Source organism: Bacillus sp. NTK074B (genome assembly GCF_017303375.1).
Taxonomy (GTDB): Bacteria; Bacillota; Bacilli; order Bacillales; family Bacillaceae_B; genus Rossellomorea.
The window spans coordinates 105611-120654 of the sequence record NZ_JAFKOH010000007.1 but is presented as its reverse complement, the minus strand read 5'-3'; the positions used below and the strand labels follow the sequence as shown (position 1 = coordinate 120654).

Below are 15044 nucleotides of genomic sequence, written 5' to 3'. Positions count from 1 at the left end.
CATAATAATAAGATTTTAATAAAAAACCCCTTTGCTGACTTCTGCACAAAGGGGAGTGATTTCTTATGGTCTGGGTATGTTTTTCCCGTAAAATATCTCATCCATTTCCATTTTCACTTTATCCGTAATTTCATCTACCTCATCATCTTCCAGTCTGTCTTTCGTATACCCGAATAGATAGTTATTTAAATCAAATTCCTTCAGCTTACATTTAGTATGAAAAATATTCTGGGGATAGACATTCACATCGATCATATCATACTCATCCTTGATTTCTTCCGGAATGTAATTCTGAATTGAGTTGATGTCATGGTCGATGAATAGCTTTCTCCCATTGATATCCCTGGTAAAGCCCCTTACCCGGTAATCCATCGTCATGATATCCGTATCGAATGAATGAATCAGATAGTTCAATGCCTTAAGGGGAGAAATTTCCCCACACGTCGATACATCTATATCAGCCCTGAATGTCGAAATCCCTTCATGAGGATGATACTCAGGGTAAGTATGAACTGTGATATGGCTTTTATCCAGATGCATCGTCACCGTTGAGGGGAGGGGTCCGGGTGATTCATCAAAATGATCTGTCGGTACTTCAACAATTGGACCTTCCGATACAAGGATTGTCACACTCGCACCCTGGGGAACATAATCCTGTTTCGATATGTTCAGCACATGCGCTCCGATAATATCCGAAACATGAGTCAGAATCTTCGTCAATCGATCGGCGTTGTACTGCTCATCAATGTATTCAATATACGATTCCCGCTCTTCCCTGGTCTTTGTATAACAGATATCGTACATATTAAAACTTAATGATTTCGTTAAGTTATTGAATTCATGGAGTTGAATTCTTTCTTCATGAGATAATTTCATTGTGCATTTCCCCTTATATGTAAAGTTTTTGTAGTGTGCCCTATTCATTTATCTTACCCAGAGCCAACTATACTAAAACAGGAAGATTGGATTGAAAATGGTGTAGAACGGGTACTGCCTATATGTAATAAGCCTTTCTATTTTTACTTCTTAATTATATTGGATACAATGGAAGATAGAATGGAGTGTTAACATTTGAAACGACTATTTATTTTTATCATGATTATCGTGATTGCTTATATATCAAAACCCTTTTGGGAAGAAAAAGTCGAAGCTGCAGGGTTCGATTCCGTTCTCTCCAAAATTGAAGAAATGAAGGATAACCCCAGGGTGCAAAATGCATTTGAGCAAATTCATAGTAAAGTGAACCTTCTTCTGATAAAACTCGACGACTCATTCCGGGATCTTGAGAATCCTTCTGACAATAAGAAAGTGGATCCTGTAGAGAAGCCGACACTGACTATTCCAAGTGATCAAAAGTTCTCAATTTACAACATTGAAATCGGGAATCCCAAAGAAAGTGTCGAGGGAGAGCTCGGTGAAGCCAAAAGACAATCTACCAATGAGTACGGAGTTTCATGGTATGCCTATCATGAAAACTATCGGAACTTCTTGATGGTTTCCTATGATCAAAAAGGGAAGGTAAACGGCCTGTTCACAAATCAGGATCTCCTCTCCTCCGATTCGGGGATTAAAATGGGCGTTTCAAAAAAAGTGGTACAAAACGAACTTGGTAAGCCACTATCGAATATACGTAAAGGACTGACATTATATCAGCTGCAAAATAATGGGGAACAGGAAGTATATCAAGTCGATGGAAGCTATGTGACCATCTTCTACGACAAGCATGAAAACGATACAGTCACTTCCATCCAGATCATCAAAGAAGACCTGGAATCAAATAAGAAAAATTTCTATTCCCATGGAAGTTCCAATCTAAAAGAAGGATTTGAATTTCAGCTATTCGACCTTACTAATGCAACTCGTGTTGAAAAAGGTCTGAGCGTTCTCTCATGGGATGATCAAGTAAAAGACACCGCACGGGAACATAGTTTGGATATGGCGGAACAGAACTATTTCAGTCATACGAATCTTGAAGGACAGTCACCCTTCGACCGGATGGAAGAAGACCAGGTTGCCTTTAGGACGGCTGGAGAAAACCTTGCCTACGGTCAGTTAAGTTCGATCTTCGCCCACGAAGGACTGATGAATTCCAAAGGTCACAGAGAAAATATCCTGCAGCCTCACTACGACCATGTAGGTATAGGCGTAGCCTTTAACGAAAAATCACAGCCGTACTATACAGAGAATTTTTATAGTAATTAAAAGCGGAAACGGCTTGCTCAGAGGCGACAAGCTTAAGACGATTCAGACGGGAAGGCGCCCTTTGCCTACTGTCTGAATTGACTTAAGACCTCGAGCCTCTAGCCGTTGGAGCTGGATGAGTAAAAGCGGAAGCGGCTTGTTCAGAGGCAGTAAAAACAACCAAAAGAGCAAGCGGATGATTCCGCTTGCTCTTTTCATTTTTACCGCTGTTTTCATTAACCCTTGTTCGAAGGAATCTCACACCCATTTTCATCACATGCCAATCCATCCGTTCCAAGAGGCTCCAGTGCATTGGTTTGGTTTTCCTCATCCCACACTTTTTGAATTGAATTCAGGAAAACGTCACTTGGCTGTGCACCGGATATGGCATATTTACGATTGATGACAAAGAATGGAACCCCTTGAACCCCAATCTGTCTTGCTTCATCCTCGTCATTTCGCACGTCTTGAGAGAAATCACTGCCTTCAAGGACAGCGATTGCCCCTTCTTTTTCTAACCCTGCTTGTTTTGCCAGTTCAAGCAGGACATCCCTGTCACCAATGTGCTTAGAAAGGGTAAAGTGAGCATGCAGCAATATTTCTGTCAGCTCTGCCCCTTTTCCTTTCGTTTCCGCATATTTCGTAAGGCGATGAGCATCAAACGTATTCGTCGGTATATTTGTATCAAACCGGAAATCAAGTCCGACAGATGCAGCTTGCTGGCTCATACTGTCAGTCATATTTTTAGCTTGTTCGAGAGAGGTTCCATACTTTTTTGACAGGATCTCCTGAATACTCAAGGATGTATTTACCGGAGCGGTTGGGTCCAACTCAAAGCTTTTAAATGCTATTTCAACCCCATCCCTTTGAGGGAATTTCTCAAGAGCTTCTTCTAAATGGCGTTTGCCTATATAGCAAAATGGACATACATAATCTGACCAAATTTCAATTTTCATGATAAAACACCTCAATCAACGTTTTCTTATTTCGTACTTGATCGTATCATAATATCTTCTCTCTTACATATGATGTGCTCATAGATCAGAAATGAGGAGGCTTTCTTTTTGTTCTTCTTTTTACCCTTTTTGTGTGACAGCTGTCACAGATTGGAAATCCAAAGTCCGGGGGAAGCTTCTTTCCGCATTGTTTACGCGTTTGGCTCATACTTGTGACTTCCGTCCTTAAGCTTTCGTGAACTCCATCTGCAATTTCACTTCGGACCCTCTCCCAGTAGAATGCTTCTGTTTGCCTGCCCAAGCGGTATAGAAATAGGAGATGTAGTCCGACAGCTTTATACGAAACTTCCTTTTGCTCAAGGTTATGATTCTTAAGCTCTGGTTCCGGCAGGTCTTCCCCATCAACAATCGCATACATACACTGAAGCCATTGTTCGGTTAATTGAGCTTCTTTCTTTGAGAATGGAAGATGAAGAAAACCGTATAAATCATCTAACGACAACTTCGCTTCAATATCCGTGCCACGTATTAATTCATAGAGCTCTCTTTCTTCAAAAAGCGATGCTTTCTCCGTTCCAAAGGGACTTTTGAATTGGTCCCACAAGCAAAAAAACGTATCCATATCATGGTAATAGCGTTGAAACCGCTCAAATACCCCACTCGTAGGCGCAATCGCAAACGTGCGGAGAGATTGATCAGGTTGTTCAAGACGTTGTTTCATCATCTTGATGTCTTTTGCGAAGGCGACCCTTCCCTCATTGTACATTCCTTTTCTACCAGCTCGACCTGCAATCTGCTTTACTTCCTGAGAAGTGAGTCTCCTTCTTCTCGTGCCGTCAAATTTTTCCGTTTCCAAGAATACGATCCTGCGTATCGGTAAGTTCAATCCCATCCCTATTGCATCAGTGGCAACGATCATATTGGTTTTCCCATTGATGAACTGCAGCATTTGCCTTTTCCGGGTCTCAGGGGGCATACTACCGTAAATCATACTGACTTTATGTCCATTGTTTTGCAATCTTGAGGCCGTATCCAATACCTTCTTTCTGGAAAAACAAACGACGGCGTCCCCTTTTTTTGCATGCTTCAGTTGAAATTCCTTTGATTCAACCTGTAGAGGAATTTCTCTCTTATAATTGTGAATTTCAACGCTTCCTTCCCCGACCAGTTCCAATAGGAGTTCCCGGGCGTTTTCACTGCCTATGATATGTATCTCTTTCGCTCTGGATTTCGTAATGGCCCTGTACCATGCAAAGCCTCTATCCTGATCGGCCAACATCTGGGCTTCATCGATCACAATCACTTCATATTCATCTTTTTCACGAAACATTTCAACAGTAGAAGATACATGGTTTGCTAATGGTACTTCTTTTTCTTCTTCACCTGTTTTTAAATTACAGGGCACATCTTCGGAATTTAATTTGTCGAACACTTCTAAAGCAAGCAGGCGAAGGGGTGCCAGATACATACCACTTTTAGCTTCTTTCATCCGACTGATCGCATGATGGGTTTTTCCTGTGTTGGTTTCCCCGATATGAAGAATATAGTTGATATTTCCCCTGAATGATGGACTGTATTCCCTGCCGAAGATGTCTTCCAATACACGCTCTTCTTCTTCCTTCTTTCTTTTCATTTCAGCCATTTCAGCTGCTTTTCTCTTTTTACGCTGCTCCAGGTCCTTTTCATACAAAGCAAGATGAACATCCATATTAAAAGGAATGTCTGAAATCTTGTATAAATCTTCAACGTACTCTTCTTGGATCATGTTAAAAAAAGTCGACTTTAACGTAAGAAGGATATGATGACTGATTCTGCTCAGTCTTTCTTCTGATAGCTGCTGTCCGAAAACAGTTTCATAATCAGTCTTTAACCCTTCAGGAATGCGCTGAAATAAAGAACGATAGACGAGCTGCTCGGAGTGATAGAAAACAAATCGTTCGTATGGATAGAAATATGATTCATATTCCCATACGTGTCCATTCCAATGTTCACTCTTCTTATGGATCGATCCCGTAAATTCACGTAAGAAATCCGCAACAGTAGTGAATGAAGTAGTTGAGAATCTCCCTTCTTCTTCTAGTTTCTCTTCCCGCATGTATGGTTCAATGGAACGATATTTAGATTTTGTTTCCATATCATTAATACATTTCTTCGCGAATAAATAGCGTAACTCCACATACCAACGAAGCTCTAATTGATCCATTGTCTCGTTGACAAAGGACAAGATATCTTTTTGGATATCCTTTTGAAGGAGTGCCTGTTTTCTTTCTTCATGATTCTTAAGGGATTCCTTCCTTACCCGTATGTGTTGTTTTTGCCACTCGCTTTCAGTAGGAGGATTTTCCTCTAACCAATTCAAAATATGAAAAGGATCGTACGCTCTAATTTCATTTCGGAACAGTTTATTGAGCAGTTTTTTATCCGTTCCTTCTATTTCATAGCCTTTGTCTCGGAGGAACGCTTTCTTATGGCTTCGAAGGACATCATTCGTTACTTTGTTGAGCCAGATATTTAGCCATATTTGTTGAAAAAAAGCACTTCTTTCCGTCAGATAATCCTGGTATGATGGACAGTTTTCATATTTCTGAAGGAAAAGTGAGATATCTTCCTCAATCTTTCTTTTTGTTTCCTCTATGGCTTCTTCTCTAAGTATGTGAAGCTTTTTCATGGTAAAACCCCTTTATCCTATACGTTTTGCAAATTAATCGTTTATGTATTATTTAGTGTATGTATTTCTATACTATCTAACAATTCTCGTGCTCATAAGGGATTTATTATATCACATAAGCGATTGTCCGGCCGATCTGTTTTTAGAGGGAACAAGCCCTATATATGATGGCAGGGCTCTTGAGTTCAAGACTCTTTTCTTTCAATGGCCTCCCCAACTGCGGTCGTTAGTTCCTTCGTTAGGTCAATGATCTTGTGATCAAATGTCGTTTGAAGCAGCTTTGCAAGGGGACTGGTGGATTCAATCATTAAACAACCCGTCATTCTTATAACAAGCGGGCTCGTTTCGTCCGCTTTGAAATACCCTGTACCAGTGAACCTCTGGTTGATTCCAGTTAACGTAAATTTAACTTCCGAAGGCACAATCCACTCGGTAATCCAAACCTGAACATGCATCTTCTTTGTTACCACCCCGTAGTGCAGAACAAATTTCCAATGTGATTCACGATCAGACAAGATGGTATGCTCCCTGTACCCGGGAACAAGAGTAGCCCAGGCATTCAAATCCCGTATAAACGCCCATACACTTGATTGTGATGCATGGACATCCACTTGATGTATTCCTTTCCCCACTGTCATTCCTCCTTCTGTGATAATGAACCCCTTCGCAATTTGACCGATGGATACTGAAAATGCTCCTACTTCCGTGAATAGTATGTACGGAGCATAACGATTATGACGCATGAAACAAAGAGGCCTCGAAGAATCGAAGCCTCTTTGCTTTTTATTTTATATTATTGACGATGTCGATCACTTCGTGCAATTCTTTCACTTCATAATCAGGGTATACCTGTTCTGGTTTTTGTTGATGACGGTTTATCCAGATTGTTGTGATACCGAGTTTTGAAGCTCCCAGGATGTCTGTATTTAAGTTATCTCCAACCATGATGACTTCATCCTTATGCAGGTGCAGCCTTTTTAAAGCATGCTGAAACATGGCAGGATCCGGTTTTCCTTTCCCAATGTCTCCCGAAATGATGATTTCTTGAAAGTAAGGAAGAAGTTCCGGGGTTTTATCAAGCTTTGTATTTTGTAGGTGAGGAGATCCATTCGTTAATAACAATAGCTGATACTTTTCTTTCACTTCATTTAAGACATGGAACGTATCATCATATACGTATGGTCTCTGACCCCTTTCTTCTCGGAACTTCTCGGATAATTCCTCACCGAGTTTTGAATCAGATACACCTAAAGAGTTCAAACCCTGTGTCCATGCCATTTTTCGGTAAGAAGGAACGATTTCTCTCATTTTAAGAAAGTGTTCATCATGATCATCCAGGAAGTCGCCCCACAGACCTTCAAAGGGATTAATTCCGATATTTTGTGTAAATTCATATGTATCATACGTTGCATACAGTTTTTTGGCAGCTTCTCTTACACTTGATTCTAACCTTCCAGGATCTGTACCCGCTATGGTTTCGGCATACCGGCAAGTTGCTTCGAATGCTTTTTCAATACTTTTTGAGTCCCATAATAATGTGTCGTCTAAATCAAACATAATGGCTTTGATCACTGTCGCCTCTCCCTCTTCCTTTATAGAAATCATCCTTATAGTTTAGATTACTAGCTTTATGAAATTTAGTAAACCAGAAGAATAAAACAGATGGATACGTTATTTTCAGCGTAATTAGGGAATATAACAGTAAAAGCGTTTATTGAGGTGATTGTAACATGTGGATTGTGTACGCGAGTATTGCATTATTTGTTATTGCCTTGGTGATGTTGGGTGCATCATTAATGAATACTATAAAAACAACCCGTCCGATTGTGAATGAAATGAATCATACAGTGGAAGACATCCAAGGGAGGATGGATAAAATCTCTTCAGAAGTTACACAGCTTCAAGAAACCCAGGGAGAGATTCAAAAAGACATCGAATATAAGAAGTCGAGCGTCACGAGCACCATTCAGGAAGTAAAACGGACACCACAAGTCCTTAAAGAATTTGTGAAGAGTATGAAAAAGTAATGAGAAGTCGCCCTGTTTAATTTTGCAGGGTGATTTATTAACAGTTTTAACTAGTTTACATAATGATATTATGGTTTTTATATACGGTTTACTTCCCCCCTCCTAAAACATGATACAATCATCTAAAAGACTCACGAGGAGGAGCAAATATGAAAAAATGGGCATTTGTTTCAGACTTTGATGGAACCATCTCTAAAAAAGATTTCTATCATCTCGTCCTGGAGAAATACTTTAACGAAGGAAAAGCTCTTTTTAAACAGTGGAAGGCCGGTGACATGAAGGACATTGATTTCCTGCGTACAGTCTTTACTTCCATCCATCAGGATGAAACGCAAATCATTGAAGACATCCACTCTATTGAAATCGATGACCACGTCCCTTCCTTCATCCGTAAAGTGCAGGCACATGGAGGAGATTTCTATATATTAAGCGCAGGAACGGATTATTACATTAAACATATACTCAAACAACATGGGATTGAAGATGTTAGAGTCTATTCAAATGAAGGGTATTATAAAGAAAAGAATGTACATATGAATATCGACCCTGAACACCCTCATTATTCAAACAGGTATGGGATCGATAAGTCCAAAGTAATCATTGAATTGAAGGAACAATATAAGACGATTTATTTTGCAGGAGATAGTGAACCAGATCGCCATGCAGCTAAAGTAGCAGATGTGAACTTCGCCATAAAAGCACTGCAGAAAATCCTCGAGGAAAGCAGGACTCCTTTTATTGACGTGAATGACTTCCATGACATCGACCATTACATGACTGGCCAGGGCATATTGACATAAACGTTTTGCACATTGAAGTGAATCATGGTACACTTATCTTGCCTCTCCCGGACATTCGCTTGTTGCGGGACACTTAACCATGTACGGACGGGAGGGGCCTCGATACATATAGGCAAGGACCGATCTCCTTTATAGGAATTCGGTCTTTTTTTTGATCTTGATTTTTCAGATATAATAAATTAAAAAGCCAGCCCCCGATTGGGAACTGGCTTGAGATATTAATATAAGGAGCCACATTTGCCGTAATTTGATATAAGAAAGTTTTAAACCACCACTCCTCAAAGTGGGTGTTTGCAGAAGGTTTCCTGTCGTCCTCAAATCGTGGAGGCTTGACATTCCAACTTCGATGTAAAACTCCCTATTACAGTTTAAAGGTTAAAACTTCGTTATGATTACGTACAACGCAGCCTGTATTAATATAATACAATATCTCTTGAATTATTTCAACCATTGTTTATCCTATGTGAAAGTAAGCCAAGGTCCGTCCCTCTTTATTTATGCATCGAATACTTCCACTTTCTCCATAACGTCGCCGTTTTTCATTGATTTAGCAATTTCGATGCCTGAAGTTACTTTACCAAAGACCGTATGGACGCCGTTAAGGTGAGGCTGAGGCTCATGTACGATGAAGAATTGGCTGCCTCCTGTATCTTTGCCCGCATGCGCCATGGATAATGAACCCTCTTCATGCTTATGTGGATTTCCTTCTGTTTCACACTTAATCGTGTAACCAGGGCCACCCATCCCATTTCCATTAGGGCATCCCCCTTGACTTACGAAACCGGGAATCACTCGGTGAAAGCTTAACCCGTTGTAAAAACCTTCGTTGGCTAATTTTTCAAAATTTGCCACAGTTCCTGGTGCTTCATTTGGAAATAGGTCAAATTCGATTTTTTCACCTGTTTGAAATTGTATGTATCCTTTTTTCGCCATTATTAACAGCTCCCTTTTAATTAATTCAATCAATATAATATCACTGAAAAATTCGTCTGTCACTTTAAAGGCTATATAATTTATTACGTAGTCCGATTCTCAAAAAAGTTATCAGTACAGGTTGTCATCAATTCCCCCATTACATGAATAAGCTTTATAGAAGTCATTTTTCATTATAGGGAGTGAATGACATGATTGAAAACTTATTAAGCGGAATTTCCATTGATCCACAAGTCACGGTACTTGTTCCTGTCCTTTGGGTGCTCGGGTATGCATTGAAGAGAACCCCACATATTCCAGATTGGTTGATTATTTGGATTTTATTACTGGTGGGGGTCGGGGCCAGCGGATGGACCCTGGGTTTCGATTTTAACGGGATCGCTAACGGATTCATTGCAACGGGTGCCGCCATTACAACTCATCAATCTGTAAAACAGACTTTTTTTGACCGAGTGAATGATCGTAATAAAAGAAACAAAGAGAAATAAACAAAGGAATGGACTGATCAACAAAAGCTGACTAACAGCTTTCGTGATCAGTCCATATTTATTAACTGTTTCTCAGCACTTCAATAAACTCTCTCATATAATCAGGCAGGTCAGGTGGTCTGCGACTGGACACTATGTGTCCATCTGTTACGACGGGCTCATTTATCCAGGTTGCACCTTCATTTTCCATATCATCCTTAATTCCAGGTGTGCTGGTGACGTTAACCCCTTTAAGAATCTTGGCTGATATCAATACCCAGCCAGCATGACAGATTTGTCCGATGGGTTTCTTTCGTTCGTCCATTGATTGAACCATTGCAATTACTTCTTCATAGCGACGAAGTTTATCAGGAGACCATCCCCCAGGAACCAATATGGCGTCGTAATCTTCCGGATCGATATCTTTAAAGGCAAACTCAGAAACAATCGGCACCCCATATTTTCCGGTATATTCCTCGTTGGCATTCTCGCCGACAATATGTACGGTTGCCCCTTCTTCGCGTAATCGCAGGACCGGATACCAAAGTTCAAGGTCTTCGAAATCGGCACTGACTAATTGAATAATTTTCTTACCTAGTAGTTTCAATAGAATCCCTCCTCGTTTTCATTGTCTAAGTTACAAGAAGATTTTGCAAATGATAACCTTAATTATAAGGACTATACTTCTTAATCGCTTTAATGATCGTTTTGGTTTGGACATAAGAGACAAGGAAGGCAATTACGGTCATGACTGAACCAAACATATAGATCACTTTAATGAGTTTATTACTATTTCTTTTCACCACATTCATCCTACCTTCAAAAGATATTTACACCTCTCCCTATTATTCCCATATTAGTATGAAGTATGAATCACAGATGGGTCACGCTCTCCATCATATTTAGTCGCATCAATGCATATGTTGTTAGTACTTTCTCTAAAGGGGTTGAGTTGATGTACAATCCTCTCTATTCAGGATATCCTCATACGAGAAGTGAAGCTGGAATATTTCCTTTCTGTGCTCAAACAAATGATCCTGCCCCCCTCTTTATTGCTGAAGCATACGATAATTCCAAAAAGACAATGAATACCGTTAACTTGGAGACATATAGGGGAAAATGGGTCATATTATTTTTTTATTCCAGTGATTTCACTTTCGTTTGACCTACTGAATTGGCAGCGGTCGCTGCTGTTTACCCTAAAATTAAAGCATTACAGACTGAAGTACTTGGAATCAGTACAGATAGTGTTTACGCCCACAAAGTATTCACAGAAGTATCCCCTTCTGCATCGAAGGTTCAATTTCAGTTGGTAAGTGACCGAAATCATCAAATAAGTAAAGCGTATCAGGTGCTGAATGAGCATGCAGGCGCAACGTTTCGTGCCACCATCATTATTGATCCTGAAGGAATCATATCTTCTAAAATGATTTACCCGAACGAGGTCGGGAGAAATACATTTGAAATTGTAAGGGTATTGGAAGGGATACAATATGCAAGAAAGACTGGCAAGGGAGTTCCTGCGATCTGGCTTCCTACCCAATCAGGAATACAAAAAGATCCAGACTTCATTGGAAAGATATAAAAAGAACGTCCCTGCCTCAGGGACGTTCTCAACTTTAGTTTTCCAATAATTTAATTAACGCCTGGGTACCGCTGTTCTCCTCGCCTTTCATGGCCAACTCTTCATATAATGAAAGGGCTAGCTGAAGACCCGGAGTCCTAAGTTCCATATCCTTAGCTGAATCAAGAGCTATCTTAAGATCTTTGATAAAATGCTTTATATAAAATCCTGGAGCATAATCTTGATCAATCATACGTGGAACCAGGTTGCTCAGTGACCAGCTGCCTGCTGCCCCGGATGTGATACTCTTCAGGACATTTTCCGGGTTCAACCCGGATTTTTTTGCGTAAAGCAGGGCTTCAGTAACCCCCATCATATTTGATGCGATGGCAATCTGATTACACATCTTGGTATGTTGACCAGAACCTGCTTTTCCCTGATAGACTATATTGGAACCCAGGAGATTTAATAGCGGCTTGATCAATTCATACGTTTCCTCGTTCCCCCCCACCATAATGGAAAGCCTGGCCTCTTTGGCTCCTATATCTCCACCTGAAACAGGCGCATCCAATACGGAAACCCCAATTTCATTGCCTATTTCACAAATTTCCGTAGCCAGTCTCGGAGAAGAAGTAGTCATGTCAATGGCAACCGCACCCTGTTTCATTTTTTGTAATATTCCATTTTTTCCCATATAAATCCCCTCTACATCTGAAGGGTACCCTACGATGGTTATGACCACATCCGAAGCTTCTGCCACCTCCTGGGGAGTGTCAGCCCATTTCGCACCGCTAAGTATTAAATCTAAAGCCTTCTCTTTCGTACGATTATAGACAACTAATGGATAGCCGGCATTTAGGATATGACCCGCCATGCTTTTTCCCATGACCCCTGTTCCAATAAAACCGATAACGGTTTGTTTCTTCGAATCTTTCATCCTGTCCATCCTTTCTTCTTTTACATTCTATGTTTATTTTCAACCAGAATGAGTATATTGTCCACTCTTGTCAGGTGAAAATCGAATCCCCATGTTTAATTTCATGCATGCCGGGAAAACAAGGAACATACTAAGTAAACAAAATAATTGATTGGAGGAGAAGAGAATGAAAGTAAATAAAACACTGCTTGTCGGCGCCACTGTAACTGCAGGTTCATTAGGATGGATGCTGTCGTCGAAAGAAAAACGTAATCAGCTTCACAATATGAAAGAGGGCCTGGTTACGAAGTTCAAAAAAAGAAAGAAAGAAGATTTACCAGTTGATAAAGGCGGAAATCCAGATCCATCCAATATAGAAGATAATTCAATGGTGAGTGAAGGAGCCATGACATCCGTTCAATACTACAATGAACAGAAACAAGACTAAAAAAGCTGAATGCGGGGATCCTTTTCCCTCGCTTTCAGCTTTTTTAATTTAATGAAAAAAAATATACAGTTACAAATAGGAGTACGATTGTAGCGACAACGGCCATCATTTTAATGAAGACATCAGCTGAAACAAATGTTTGGGTGTTAATATGTTTCCTCGTACGGTAATAATTGATCGTCGAGCCTACAATGATTGCCAATCCAATGAAAATGGAAACAACACTTATTCCGGCTGCAATCCGATCTTGAATGGGATCCCCCTGGAGAGAATTAAAATGTAAACTGGTTGTTAAGAAACCAATACCGATGATGGCAATAGCGGTTCGGATCCACGCCAAAAACGTTCGTTCATTCGCAAGATGTTGCTGAATATATTTTGATTCATTGGTTTTATCCATACTGAAATCACTTCCTTGGTACATCCTCAAGCAGGCAAACATCCCAATTGGGATGTTTGCCCTTTCGCTCTTGGAGGACTTTTGTATGCAGAGACGTTCACAGATTCAGCCTCATCAACGAACGGCGCAACGATTCGGACCTGTTTCCATTTCACGCTTTTCTTCTTCTTCCGGGTTGATCTTCCCCATATTGGTTTCACGTATCTTCTCATAACTATTAGGTTGTGGTGGTAGGTTTTCTGTAACCATTTTTCTGAATTCCTCTCCATCGTCAATATTCAAGCCATGATTTTCTTTATACAGATCACTTAGGAGATGTGATATTGATCCATCTTCATTCATTTCCTCTATAGTCATAAAGTGAGCAGGCAGCACAATGAGATCATTCTGCAGATTTTTATACCTGGAATACAAGGTTTCTCTCAGATCCCCTACCCAATCTTCTGCTTTACCGGCTAAATCCGGACGCCCTATAGAGTCAATAAATAAAATGTCCCCGGTTAATAGATAGTGATGATCTACGATGAAGGAAGTACTTCCGATCGTATGACCAGGCGAATAGACAGCATCAATGGTCGTATTCCCGATATTAATGATTGTCTCATCAGTCAGTTCCTCATAAGAGTACTGTACTTCTTCTGCATCTTTTCGGGGCAAATAGTACGGTGAATCAAATTCTTTACTTAGTGATTGTCCCCCAGAAATATGATCCGCATGAAGATGGGAATCCAATACTGCTTTCACGGATAGGTTATACTCTTGAACGAAGTCTTTGTAAGGTTTGAGCAGACGGCTTGGATCAATGAAAGCAACCTCACCTTTAGATACGACGGCGTAAGATAAGCATCCTTTCCCGATACGTACAAATTGATAAATCTCTCCACCTGCGAGTTCTCCGATTTTAACAGGTTCAATATATTCACTCCAAGCCTGCATGCCACCTTCTACAGAGTAAATATTGTCCATGCCTGCCTCAACAAGCATTTCCGCCGTTTTCGTAGAAGAATTCCCTTTGGCACATATAACATATATCGCTTCACTTTTCGGCAGTATAGCTTGAACTGATTCAAGATTGTCCTTTAATTCTGAAAAGGGTTTGTTAATGATCTTAACGTTCTTCCCTTCTACTTTCCAATCATCAAAGGCTTCTTTAGGACGGACATCAAGAATGAACATTTTTTCCCCATCCATGATTTTTTTGGTGAGTTCCTTAGTTGTTAAACGGTTTACTGTTGTCATACCATACATTCCTCCCTCATGTTAGTGTTATCTCTTCGTTTATACATTATCCTAAAACTCAGAAATTAAACCTCTCGGGGAATTAAAGGGTAAGGGTTCGAACCATAATGGGAATCGAAAAGCTATTCAAGCTTCCCTTCCCATGCCAACATACCGCCATTCATATTTGTAACGTTGTATCCTTGATAATCGAGAAATTTCACAGCTTGACTGCTTCTGCCTCCAGATTGACATACGACAATGTATTCTTTCTTTTTATCTAATTCATTCATACGGAACTCAAGTAATCCTAATGGAATATTCACACTGGTTGGAATCTTCCCATTCTGTACTTCAGCTGCCTCACGGACATCAATGATCTCTAGTTTCTCACCTGCAGATAGACGTTGGTTTAATTCATTTACACTGATTGTTTTCATTTCATTTCCCTCTCTTTTCAATATTT

At 40.2% G+C, this 15044-nt stretch carries 18 protein-coding genes and 1 other RNA gene; 6 read left to right on the top strand and 13 right to left on the bottom strand.

The window, feature by feature from the left end; all coding sequences use genetic code 11:
- Window positions 1-63: 63 nt before the first annotated feature.
- The gene (speD, locus tag JI667_RS13415) at window positions 64-876 is read right to left on the bottom strand and encodes an adenosylmethionine decarboxylase (RefSeq protein ID WP_206855097.1); all 813 of its coding nucleotides are present in this window, start codon (window positions 874-876) and stop codon (window positions 64-66) included.
- Window positions 877-1071: 195 nt separating this feature from the next.
- Between speD and JI667_RS13410 the strand changes: the two genes are divergently transcribed.
- Window positions 1072-2202 (top strand): CAP domain-containing protein, encoded by a 1131-nt coding sequence (locus tag JI667_RS13410; RefSeq protein WP_244668319.1) that lies wholly within the window; start codon window positions 1072-1074, stop codon window positions 2200-2202.
- Window positions 2203-2417: 215 nt separating this feature from the next.
- Here the strand turns inward: JI667_RS13410 and JI667_RS13405 are convergent, their stop codons facing one another.
- The 4 genes from JI667_RS13405 to JI667_RS13390 all read right to left on the bottom strand — a co-directional run bounded on the left by JI667_RS13405 (window position 2418) and on the right by JI667_RS13390 (window position 7377).
- The gene (locus JI667_RS13405) at window positions 2418-3137 is read right to left on the bottom strand and encodes a DsbA family oxidoreductase (RefSeq protein WP_206855095.1); all 720 of its coding nucleotides are present in this window, start codon (window positions 3135-3137) and stop codon (window positions 2418-2420) included.
- An 85-nt stretch (window positions 3138-3222) separates the two neighbouring features.
- Complete coding sequence (locus tag JI667_RS13400; RefSeq protein ID WP_206855092.1) at window positions 3223-5805, bottom strand: helicase-related protein; 2583 nt, start codon at window positions 5803-5805, stop codon at window positions 3223-3225.
- 185 nt (window positions 5806-5990) lie between these two features.
- Window positions 5991-6437 (bottom strand): CoxG family protein, encoded by a 447-nt coding sequence (locus JI667_RS13395; protein ID WP_206855089.1) that lies wholly within the window; start codon window positions 6435-6437, stop codon window positions 5991-5993.
- Between the two features lie 151 nt (window positions 6438-6588).
- A complete protein-coding gene (locus JI667_RS13390; protein WP_206855087.1) occupies window positions 6589-7377 on the bottom strand; it encodes an HAD family hydrolase in 789 nt (262 codons plus the stop codon).
- Between the two features lie 158 nt (window positions 7378-7535).
- On the opposite strand from JI667_RS13390, the gene JI667_RS13385 reads away from it, so the two are divergent.
- The gene (locus JI667_RS13385) at window positions 7536-7832 is read left to right on the top strand and encodes a DUF948 domain-containing protein (RefSeq protein ID WP_206855085.1); all 297 of its coding nucleotides are present in this window, start codon (window positions 7536-7538) and stop codon (window positions 7830-7832) included.
- Between the two features lie 149 nt (window positions 7833-7981).
- The gene (locus JI667_RS13380; RefSeq protein ID WP_206855081.1) at window positions 7982-8632 is read left to right on the top strand and encodes an MtnX-like HAD-IB family phosphatase; all 651 of its coding nucleotides are present in this window, start codon (window positions 7982-7984) and stop codon (window positions 8630-8632) included.
- A gap of 224 nt (window positions 8633-8856) precedes the next feature.
- On the opposite strand, the gene ssrS is transcribed toward JI667_RS13380, so the two are convergent.
- Window positions 8857-9045: non-coding RNA, 6S RNA (gene ssrS / locus JI667_RS13375), on the bottom strand.
- 82 nt (window positions 9046-9127) lie between these two features.
- Window positions 9128-9565 carry a peptidylprolyl isomerase gene (locus JI667_RS13370; RefSeq protein WP_206855066.1) on the bottom strand — a complete coding sequence of 146 codons (438 nt, stop codon included), beginning with the start codon at window positions 9563-9565 and terminating at the stop codon, window positions 9128-9130.
- 191 nt (window positions 9566-9756) lie between these two features.
- Here JI667_RS13370 and JI667_RS13365 point away from each other — a divergent pair, with 191 nt between their 5' ends.
- Window positions 9757-10053, top strand: coding sequence for a phage holin family protein (locus JI667_RS13365; RefSeq protein ID WP_206855063.1), 297 nt, complete (start codon window positions 9757-9759; stop codon window positions 10051-10053).
- Window positions 10054-10114: 61 nt separating this feature from the next.
- Here the strand turns inward: JI667_RS13365 and JI667_RS13360 are convergent, their stop codons facing one another.
- Together JI667_RS13360 and JI667_RS13355 are read right to left on the bottom strand one after the other, a co-directional pair.
- Window positions 10115-10639, bottom strand: a complete 525-nt coding sequence (locus JI667_RS13360; RefSeq protein WP_206855060.1) for a type 1 glutamine amidotransferase domain-containing protein — start codon at window positions 10637-10639, stop codon at window positions 10115-10117.
- A gap of 58 nt (window positions 10640-10697) precedes the next feature.
- Window positions 10698-10835: a hypothetical protein gene (locus tag JI667_RS13355; RefSeq protein WP_206855057.1), complete on the bottom strand. Its 138-nt coding sequence runs from the start codon at window positions 10833-10835 to the stop codon at window positions 10698-10700.
- Between the two features lie 152 nt (window positions 10836-10987).
- Here JI667_RS13355 and JI667_RS13345 point away from each other — a divergent pair, with 152 nt between their 5' ends.
- Window positions 10988-11617, top strand: a complete 630-nt coding sequence (locus JI667_RS13345; protein WP_244668318.1) for a peroxiredoxin — start codon at window positions 10988-10990, stop codon at window positions 11615-11617.
- A 34-nt stretch (window positions 11618-11651) separates the two neighbouring features.
- On the opposite strand, the gene JI667_RS13340 is transcribed toward JI667_RS13345, so the two are convergent.
- A complete protein-coding gene (locus JI667_RS13340; RefSeq protein WP_206855025.1) occupies window positions 11652-12533 on the bottom strand; it encodes an NAD(P)-dependent oxidoreductase in 882 nt (293 codons plus the stop codon).
- 166 nt (window positions 12534-12699) lie between these two features.
- Here JI667_RS13340 and JI667_RS13335 point away from each other — a divergent pair, with 166 nt between their 5' ends.
- Complete coding sequence (locus JI667_RS13335) at window positions 12700-12960, top strand: hypothetical protein (RefSeq protein ID WP_201715054.1); 261 nt, start codon at window positions 12700-12702, stop codon at window positions 12958-12960.
- 43 nt (window positions 12961-13003) lie between these two features.
- Here JI667_RS13335 and JI667_RS13330 read toward each other — a convergent pair whose 3' ends face one another.
- The 3 genes from JI667_RS13330 to JI667_RS13320 all read right to left on the bottom strand — a co-directional run bounded on the left by JI667_RS13330 (window position 13004) and on the right by JI667_RS13320 (window position 15018).
- Complete coding sequence (locus JI667_RS13330) at window positions 13004-13360, bottom strand: YidH family protein (protein ID WP_206855022.1); 357 nt, start codon at window positions 13358-13360, stop codon at window positions 13004-13006.
- 114 nt (window positions 13361-13474) lie between these two features.
- Complete coding sequence (locus tag JI667_RS13325; RefSeq protein ID WP_206855020.1) at window positions 13475-14599, bottom strand: MBL fold metallo-hydrolase; 1125 nt, start codon at window positions 14597-14599, stop codon at window positions 13475-13477.
- A gap of 122 nt (window positions 14600-14721) precedes the next feature.
- The gene (locus JI667_RS13320) at window positions 14722-15018 is read right to left on the bottom strand and encodes a rhodanese-like domain-containing protein (RefSeq protein ID WP_206855017.1); all 297 of its coding nucleotides are present in this window, start codon (window positions 15016-15018) and stop codon (window positions 14722-14724) included.
- Window positions 15019-15044 lie beyond the last annotated feature (26 nt).